Source organism: Rhizobacter sp. P2_H2 (assembly GCF_056403375.1).
On sequence record NZ_JBFUFP010000770.1, the window covers coordinates 1 to 2,643 of the forward strand.

At 66.5% G+C, this 2,643-nt stretch carries 3 protein-coding genes; 1 reads left to right on the forward strand and 2 read right to left on the reverse strand.

Annotated features, from left to right (window positions below):
• Nucleotides 1-706: NAD-binding protein (locus AC1D15_RS26035; RefSeq protein WP_477828265.1), on the forward strand; the 706-nt coding region annotated here is incomplete at its 5' end.
• 24 nt (nucleotides 707-730) lie between these two features.
• On the opposite strand, the gene AC1D15_RS26040 is transcribed toward AC1D15_RS26035, so the two are convergent.
• Nucleotides 731-1,474: a sulfite exporter TauE/SafE family protein gene (locus AC1D15_RS26040; protein WP_477828266.1), complete on the reverse strand. Its 744-nt coding sequence runs from the start codon at nucleotides 1,472-1,474 to the stop codon at nucleotides 731-733.
• Between the two features lie 76 nt (nucleotides 1,475-1,550).
• Nucleotides 1,551-2,643, reverse strand: a 1,093-nt coding sequence (locus AC1D15_RS26045) for a hypothetical protein (RefSeq protein WP_477828267.1), incomplete at its 5' end; no start/stop codon positions are given.

Sequence of the window (2,643 nt, forward strand, 5' to 3'; positions counted from 1 at the left end):
CTGGTGGACGCCGACGCTGGCGGGCCAGAAGCGCAGCGACATCCCCGAGATCAGCGAGCAGCAGAACGCGTCGGTGATCATTGCCGGCTTCGGCCGCTACGGGCAGATCGTCGGCCGGATGATGTTCGCCAACGGCCTGACGCCGACGGTGCTGGAGCACGACGCCGAGGCGCTGGAGGCGCTGCGCCGCTTCGGCTGGCCGGTGTTCTACGGCGACGCSACGCGGCTCGACCTGCTGCGCACCGCCGGCGCGGCGACCGCCAAGGTGCTGGTGCTGGCGATCGACGACGTGGAGCAGAGCGTGGAGGTGGCGACGCTGGTGCGCGAGAACTTCCCGCAGCTGACGATCGTCGCGCGGGCGCGCAACGTGCGGCACTACTACCGGCTGCGCGAGCTGGGCGTCACGCTGATCGAGCGCGAGACGCTGGATTCGGCGCTGATGACGGCGCGCAGCACGCTGGAGCTGCTGGGTTGGCAGCCGCACCAGGCGCGCAACCTGGCGCTGCGTTTCCGGCGCCACAGCATCGACCAGCTGGAGGCGATGCGCCCGCATGCGCGCGACCAGGAGCGGCTGATCGCGGTCGCGAAGGAAGGGCGGCAGCAGCTGGAGACGCTGTTCGCGCAGGAGCGCGCCGCGGCGCTGGACCGAAAGCAGCGCGCCGGCTGGGGCGGTGCGGCAGAGAAGCCGGACGAAGAAGCCACGTAGCCCGGATGCCAATCCGGGACTGCATCACTTCAATGCGTCGTACAGCAGCTTCGCCCCGGTCAGGAACATGCCGACATACACCAGCCGATAGAACAGCGTCGGCTCGATCCGCTTCGCAAGCTGGATCCCGATCCACACGCCGACCGGCGCGAACGGCATCAGCACCAGCGAGGTGCCGAGGTTGCGCAGGTCGATCAGCCCGAGGAAGGCGTACGGGATCCACTTCGACAGGTTCACGACCGCGAAGAACGTGGCCATCGTCGCGGTGAAGATCATCGGCGGCAGGCGCAGCGGCAGCACGTAGGCGCTGACCGGCGGCGCGCCCGCATGCGCGACGAAACTGGTGAAGCCCGACGCGATGCCGAGCCCGAAGCCCAGCCAGCGCGGCGGCGGCGGTGCATCGGCGCGCGGAGGGAACAGCAGGCGCTGCGCGAGGAACAGCAGCGTCAGCCCGCCGACGATGCCGGCCACCGTCTTCGGCTGCAGCAGCCCGAACGACAGCGTGCCGAGCACCGTGCCGAGCAGCCCGGCCGGGATCAGCAGCCGGATCAGCGCCTTGTCGCGCTGCTGGAACAGCGCCTTCACGCCGACCGCGTCCATCACCAGCAGCAGCGGCAGCATGATGGCCGCGGCCTGCGGCACCGTGATCGACAAGGCCATCAGCGGCGTCGCGAGCGAGCCGAAGCCGGCGCCGAAGCCGCTCTTGGAGAGGCCCATCAACAGCACGGCGGGGATGGCAGCGGCGTAGAACCAGGGGTCGGTGATCATCGATGCGCATTCTCGGCGCAACGGGGCGGGCTGCGTCGCCCCCCATGCCAGGTGGCCCCCTCTTCGGCTTGCGGACTCAGGTCTCTTTCTTGAATTGCTCCTTCAGCAAACGCAGTTGAGCTCGCTGCTCCTCCAGATGTCTCCGTATATCCACCCACGCCGTGGGCGTCGCCGAATCCTCTCCGACAGTCGACGCTACCCTTTGGCCTCGATCGTTCGTGGGCTTGCGGATACCCGACCGTTCCAGGTCAAYGATGTTCTTGCCGATCAGGGGGTAGAGTTCCCCCGGAAGAGGTACCGGAGAGGAAAGGCAGATTGCGGCCAGCTGCGCCCTGCGACGCCCCTTGTTCGCATCGAGCTGCTTCAGCACGGCGGCCAGCAGCGAATCGTCACCGTGTGAGTTCGAATCCTTGAGGGAATAGGGCAACAACTCGCACAAGGTGCACGACCTCTCCAGCAGCGCCAAAGCCTCGGAATGGCATGCATCGTTCAGCTCGACCTGGCCCAGATTCAGGCTCTCGATCCGCAGGGGGTACCACTTGGTCGCAGCCAGGAAACACGCCACACCGTCGGCGGTGAAAGCCGTGTTCCCAGCGAGGTTCAGATGAACAAGCTTCGAGGGCTCATCTGAATGGAGGTCCACGGCAAACAGAACTTCGGAAATGACAGCCAAGTCGGTGTTCTGCAGCTTGGAACCATCGAGACGCAAGGAAGTCATGACGCTGCTCGAGCGGACGGCCCACAGAAGTTGCCTGAGCGTCGCGGACGGCATCACYGGCCGCCCGCGGACCTCCTTCGTGCCACTGAGCGCCTGCTCGCCAAGATCCAGAACGCTCAGTTGGCTGCCCGGCGCCTTCACAAGCTCGGCAATCAACTCGATGTGAAGGGGACCCATCCAGCGAAGCCCCCCGCCTTGCTCGATCGACATTCCGTGAAGGTCAAGCTTGGTCAGCGGGAGATGAGCCTTGGCGCCCAGGAGTATCGGACTCAGCCTCGGCAATATGGCACCCCGGAGAATCAAGGCACATGGCGGGCAGCCCGCGTGCGCCAGCACCTGCTGGAGCTTTTCGACATGCTTCGGCTCCAGCCCCCTTCCTGCCAGGTCGATCACCCGCGGTTCCTCGCACCCCTGCAGCCTCTCAATGACCGTCTCAACGTTGTGCTCGCCA

Coding starts and splice junctions, on each gene's coding strand:
- AC1D15_RS26040 (WP_477828266.1), bottom strand. CDS start 1,474: ATGATCACCGACCCCTGGTTCTACGCCGCTGCCATCCCCGCCGTGCTG.